5 protein-coding genes are annotated in these 6,018 nt (G+C 56.9%); 2 read left to right on the top strand and 3 right to left on the bottom strand.

All coding sequences use genetic code 11. The features are described from left to right. Positions 1–173: 173 nt before the first annotated feature. On the bottom strand, positions 174–1,181 hold the full coding sequence (locus K5905_RS25365) for a ligase-associated DNA damage response exonuclease (RefSeq protein WP_297589325.1): 1,008 nt from the start codon (positions 1,179–1,181) through the stop codon (positions 174–176). A gap of 170 nt (positions 1,182–1,351) precedes the next feature. Here K5905_RS25365 and K5905_RS25360 point away from each other — a divergent pair, with 170 nt between their 5' ends. Together K5905_RS25360 and pdeM are read left to right on the top strand one after the other, a co-directional pair. Beyond that, complete coding sequence (locus K5905_RS25360; RefSeq protein WP_297589324.1) at positions 1,352–3,859, top strand: ligase-associated DNA damage response DEXH box helicase; 2,508 nt, start codon at positions 1,352–1,354, stop codon at positions 3,857–3,859. Further along, positions 3,856–4,593, top strand: coding sequence for a ligase-associated DNA damage response endonuclease PdeM (gene pdeM, locus K5905_RS25355; protein WP_297589322.1), 738 nt, complete (start codon positions 3,856–3,858; stop codon positions 4,591–4,593). The genes K5905_RS25360 and pdeM overlap by 4 nt, the downstream gene beginning before the upstream one ends. 30 nt (positions 4,594–4,623) lie before the next feature. Here the strand turns inward: pdeM and K5905_RS25350 are convergent, their stop codons facing one another. Continuing rightward, positions 4,624–5,739, bottom strand: coding sequence for an AI-2E family transporter (locus K5905_RS25350; RefSeq protein WP_297589320.1), 1,116 nt, complete (start codon positions 5,737–5,739; stop codon positions 4,624–4,626). 102 nt (positions 5,740–5,841) lie between these two features. Then, on the bottom strand, positions 5,842–6,018 hold a 177-nt coding region (locus K5905_RS25345; RefSeq protein WP_297589327.1), incomplete at its 5' end, for a TIGR02186 family protein.

The raw sequence follows: 6,018 nt of genomic DNA, 5'->3' as shown, positions 1-6,018 counted from the left end.
GGAAGTTCTATTCAGATTCAAATCTTTAAATCGACTATCTTCAATGCTAGCGACGCAACTTTAAAATGCATCAAGGTTGTAGTGCCAATTTCACCACACGGGATTTCGACCTGATCTGGCCTGTCAGGGAAAAAATGCAATTCCTGCAACGCCCCATGGGACACGCCGTGAACTCAAACAACTTCCGCTTCTTCGCCGTCGTCATACCCAATCATGTTGAGAGGCTGTGCGCGCTTTCCGTGCAATTCGCACCAATGAACCAGTGCTTCCTCAGCTCCGTGCGTCACCCAGACCTGACTGGCTCCTGTTTCCCGGATAGTTCTGCAGAGGTCGTCCCAATCGGCGTGATCCGACACGATCAACGGCAGCTCAGCACCCCGCTGGCGCGCGCGGGCTCGCACACGCATCCAACCCGATGCCATGGCGGCAACGGGATCACCGAAACGCCGTGCCCAGCGATCGTTCAGCTGTCCCGGGGGGCAAAGCACCACTTCACCTTGAAGTTCCTTTCCGCGCTTGCCGACCGGTTCGACATCCCCGAGTTCGATTCCCTGGCTTTGATAGTATGCGGTCAGCTTTTCCAATGCGCCGTGAAGAAAGATCTTCCTCTCGTAACCGGCCGCACGCAACTCAGCGATCACTCGCTGCGCCTTTCCGAGCGCATTGGCACCAACAAGATGAGTCTGGTCCGGAAAGAGCTCGAGCGAAGAGAGCAGCTTCTTAACTTCTTCGAGTGCGGGAGGATGGCGAAAAACCGGCAGACCAAACGTCGCCTCCGTGACAAAGGTATCGCAAGTAACCAGCTCGAACGGCTCGCAAGTGGGATCTTTCTGCCGTTTATAGTCGCCGGAGACCACCGTGCGCTGGCTCGGGGTTGCCAGCAGAACCTGCGCCGATCCGAGCACGTGACCCGCAGGGTGAAGCGACACAGTGACAGCTCCAAGCCCAAGCGCCTCGCCATAGGGCAGTTCCTGCACCTGACCGCAGAAATTCTCACCATAGCGGATCGCCATGATATCCAGCGTCTGCCTTGTTGCAAGCACGGCTCCATGGCCGGCGCGCGCGTGATCGGCATGACCGTGGGTGATGATCGCCCTGTCCACCGGATGTACGGGATCGATGTGCGCTCCGATTTCGGAACAATAGAGACCGGCCGGTGTTAGGGTCAGGAGCTCTGGCATCAGGCGATTGATATCCTTTTTGGACCAGCTTGGTTCCCGGGCATTTTCAATTCGTTGGCATCACAAGCTTTCAAACAATTCCAGCTTACAGAATGCGCAGCAGAACACAAAGAGAACATTTACACCTGTGAGCTCTCGCCTTTTCGAATTTCCTGTCTTAAAACAAACTCATGGATGCTGCGCTTTTACCCAACCGTTTTCAGAGCTGGTTTGCATCACGGGGCTGGACTCCGAGGGCGCACCAGTTGCAGTTGATCGATCAATTGGCGCAGGGCCACTCCACACTGCTGATTGCGCCCACCGGAGCGGGCAAGACACTGGCCGGTTTTCTCCCGAGCCTTGTCGAGCTTGAAGCTAGGGGAAAACGCAAAGCCGGTCAGGCAGGCAACCGTGGCATTCACACGCTCTACATTTCCCCGTTGAAGGCACTTGCGGTCGATATAGCCCGAAATCTGGAAGCACCGGTAACGGAAATGGACCTGCCTGTGCGCCTAGAGACCCGGACCGGCGATACACCATCGCACAAGCGTCAGCGCCAGAAACTCAATCCGCCCGATATTCTGCTGACAACACCGGAGCAGATTGCGCTGCTGTTGTCCGACCCTGCGTCTGAAAAACTGTTTGCGTCGCTTCAAACCGTCATTCTGGACGAACTTCATGCCACAGTGACATCCAAGCGCGGTGACCTGCTGGCCCTTGGGCTCGCACGTCTGCGCCAACATTCGCCAAATCTTCGGACAATCGGTCTGTCGGCAACAGTCGCAGAACCCGACGATCTGCGCGCCTATCTTGTCGGACAGCCAGATCCGGATGTCAGGTCGTTGTCGCATCTTGTGGAAGTGTCCGGCGGAGCCCAGCCGGAGATTTCCATTCTGGATTCCGAGGAGCGCCTTCCCTGGTCCGGTCATTCCTCGCGCTATGCCATCGGCGACATTTACCAACTGATCAAGGCACACAAAGTTTCGCTGCTCTTTGTGAACACCCGCAGCCAGGTGGAGATGGTGTTTCAGGAACTCTGGCGCATCAACGAAGACACCCTGCCCATCGCCCTGCACCACGGATCGCTGGATGTCGGTCAGCGACGCAAGGTGGAAGCGGCCATGGCCTCGGGAAACCTGCGTGCGGTCGTTGCTACCTCATCGCTTGATATGGGTATCGACTGGGGAGACATCGATCTCGTTGTCAATATTGGCGCCCCGAAGGGGGCAAGTCGACTGGCGCAAAGGATTGGTCGCGCGAACCACCGAATGGACGAGCCGTCCAAGGCCGTCCTCATTCCTTCCAACAGGTTCGAGGTGCTGGAATGCCAAGCCGCATTGTCAGCTTCCAAGCGCGGCGAACAGGACACGCCACCCTTGCGAAAAGGAGCGCTGGACGTTCTGGCGCAGCACTTGTTGGGCCTTGCCTGCGCCAATCCGCTGAACCTGACCGACACCTTCGACGAAATCCGGTCGACTGAAACCTACCGGCATCTGGACTGGGAGACGTTTGAGAAGGTTCTCGATTTTGTGGCCACCGGTGGCTACGCACTGAAAAGCTACGAACAATACGCCAAGCTGCGTAAAGGCAAGGACGGACTCTGGCGTATTTCCCACCCGAAAGTCGCGCAACAATACCGGCTGAATGTCGGAACGATCGTAGAGGCCCCGAAACTGAAGGTTCGCCTTGTGCGTTCCAAGGCAGACGGAAGGCGCGCACCCGTCGGCCGTGGGGGTCGAATCCTTGGCGAAATCGAAGAGTATTTCATCGACCAGATGACGCCGGGAGACACGTTTCTTTTCGGCGGAGAGGTTCTGCGGTTCGAGGCAATACGTGAAAACGAGGCCTATGTCTCGCGCGCCAAGTCCGAAAACCCGATGATCCCTGCCTATATGGGCGGCAAGTTCCCGCTTTCCACCTATCTGGCCGAAGGTGTCAGGTCGATGCTGGCGACGCCATCGACGTGGAAACAATTACCTGTTCAGGTCCGTGACTGGCTGGAAATCCAAAGGGATAAATCGGTCCTGCCCGCAAAGGATGGACTGCTGGTCGAAACCTTTCCACGCGCCAACAAGCACTACATGGTTTGTTATCCGTTCGAGGGCCGCCTGGCGCATCAGACGCTCGGTATGTTGCTGACCAAGCGCCTGGAGCGTCTGGGAGCGAGGCCAATGGGCTTTGTCGCCAATGACTATGCTCTCTCGGTCTGGGGCCTTGGCGACCTGTCGCTGCTGTTCTCGTCGGGCCGCATTCCGCTGGACGAGTTGTTCGAGCAGGACATTCTCGGGGACGATCTGGATGCCTGGCTCGCGGACTCCAGCCTCATGAAACGTACGTTTCGTAATTGTGCCGTGATTGCCGGTCTGATCGAGCGCCGCCATCCGGGGCAGGAAAAATCGGGACGGCAGGTCACTGTATCCTCGGACCTGATCTATGATGTGTTACGCGCCCACGAACCAGACCACATATTGCTCAAGGCGACATGGAACGATGCCGCGGAAGGACTTTTGGATATCTCCCGGCTGGGTGAACTTCTTACCCGCATTCGAGGACGAATCACCCATACTGCCCTTCCGCACGTCTCACCTCTCGCGGTGCCAATTCTCCTGGAAATAGGAAAAGAACCAATCTACGGGGAAGCCATGGATTCATTGCTGGAAGAGGCTGCTGAGGAGTTGGTACTGGAGGCGATGGAATGAGTGCGCTCACGTCGCACTTGCGCAAGTATACTGCTGCGCCGGTGTGTCATGACATTCAGATCAACGGCCAGCTGGTCGGGCTGCACGACAGCGGTGTGTTGTGGTGGCCTGATGAGGCGACCTTGATTGTTGCCGACCTGCACCTGGAAAAAGGCTCGAGCTTCGCGCGACGAGGCATCATGCTACCGCCCTACGACACAGGTTCCACGCTTGAAAAGCTTGCCGGTGTGATGGATGCCTTCGACCCTGCCCGCGTCATCTGCCTTGGCGACAGTTTTCATGATGCCGACGGGTCAGACCGTCTGCCTGCGCCCTACCGCGCCATGTTGACCACTCTGCAGCTTGGCCGGGAATGGATCTGGGTGACGGGCAATCACGATCCGGTGGCACCCGTCAGGCTTTGTGGGGAAACCGTTGACGAGATCAAAATCGGGCCTCTCTCCTTCCGTCACGAGCCAATTGAAAAAATCGGATCCGAACTGACAGCCGGAGAAGTCTGTGGCCATTTGCATCCGGCAGCTCGCGTGCGCCGGTTCGGCCGTTCGATCCGCCGGGCCTGTTTCATCACTGACGGCTCCCGCCTGGTGCTACCGGCCTTTGGCGCTCTCACCGGTGGACTCAACGTCACTCATGAAGCCTACAGCATGATTTTTCGCCGGCGCCAGTATTCGGTCTTCCTGCTAGGAAATGACCGGCTGTTTCCGTTTACCGCAAGCCGGCTGGTTGGAGATTAGGACGGGCCTGTATCAGTCTCCGTGGAGACATCAGGAATTGCGTTCTGTCTCATCTCCCACATTCACCCAGGCCATCACCAGTTCATAAAAAACCGACAGGATAACCGGGCCCAGAAACAGACCGAGCAGGCCGAATGCGAGGGTGCCGCCGAAGACACCGATCAGGATAACCAGCATCGGCACATCCAGGCCGCGGGACATCAACAGCGGCCTTAAAACGTTGTCGATCAGCATGACGGGCAGCATCAGCACGGTGAATATCAAGGCCGGAGCAATCGCCATGGAACTCCACGCCCACATGATGGCGGGAATGATCACGAGTGCCGGGCCAATCTGGATGATACACAGGATCAATGCGACAAAGGTCAAAACGCCGGCAAACGGGACGGAGAAAGCGACCAGCAGAATCCCCGTCAGCAACCCCTGAATAACGGCAACGCCGATGACACCACGCGATACGTTTCGAATGGTGGCGCCGGACAGATCGACAAACTCTGCGCCGCGCGGCGCGATGATCCGGTCTGCGAACCGCTTCGCACCCGCTGCAAGTGCCGGGCCTGGAACGAACAGAAAACCGGCGACAATGATCGAGACCATGAAAAACAGCACCGAGCCGCTGAGGCTTGCGAGCATCGCGAGGACCTTTTCACCGGCTGGAACCAATGTTGGGCCGACCTTGACGAAAAACTGCTCCAGGCTTCGGCTGGCCAGATCCCATAACTCGGCAATCCTTGAACCGACAACCGGTAGGTCGGCCAGTTTCTGAGGCATTGTCGGCAATTTGAAAGTGCCGCCCGCCATCGCCTTGTACCAGGTCTGCAGCGTTTCGACGAGACTGACCACCAACACCGCAACCGGCCCGGTGACAATCGCGAGACAGACCAGTGTCACCAAGGTCGCAGACAGTGCTTTTCGCCCTCCCAGTTTTGACGCGAGCCAGTCATAGACCGGGTAAAGCGCAACGGTAAGAACCACCGCCCAAAGCAAAAACAGGAAGAATGGCGCGACCAGTTGAAGGGAAAAATAGGCAAACAGACCAAGGACACCCAGGCGAATGGCAATATCGATGACCTTGGCATCGATCGATGCATCCGTAGTGGTGCTGACACTGTTTTCGGAACGATTGTGATCGGATTGGTCGGCCATGCTGCCCCTGCCTGAACGTTTTAAAATATACGTTGCGGCAGCATAACTTGGCACCGGTAGAGATCCAGCCAATTTTCTTTTGCAATTCAATCGAGAAGAAAATCAGTCTTTTCTGAAAATCACGCCGGCCAGCCAGCCGGTAAAGATGGCAAGTGTCACGGCAAGAATGCCGTAGACCAAAGAATAATTCTGTGCCAGTTCAAAGGTGATCTGCTCAAAGCCGATCTTGGCGACCGCGAGGGTCTGTTCGGTCTGGGAGACAAGATTGCCCTGGTTGAA

The organism is Roseibium sp., assembly GCF_025698965.1.
Lineage (GTDB): Bacteria > Pseudomonadota > Alphaproteobacteria > Rhizobiales > Stappiaceae > Roseibium.
This window is presented reverse-complemented; position numbering and strand designations above follow the sequence as displayed.

Excerpts from the sequence above, each read along its gene's own strand:
- K5905_RS25365 (WP_297589325.1), bottom strand. The coding sequence starts at position 1,181 with ATGCCAGAGCTCCTGACCCTAACACCGGCCGGTCTCTATTGTTCCGAA.
- K5905_RS25360 (WP_297589324.1), top strand. The coding sequence starts at position 1,352 with ATGGATGCTGCGCTTTTACCCAACCGTTTTCAGAGCTGGTTTGCATCA.
- pdeM (WP_297589322.1), top strand. The coding sequence starts at position 3,856 with ATGAGTGCGCTCACGTCGCACTTGCGCAAGTATACTGCTGCGCCGGTG.
- K5905_RS25350 (WP_297589320.1), bottom strand. The coding sequence starts at position 5,739 with ATGGCCGACCAATCCGATCACAATCGTTCCGAAAACAGTGTCAGCACC.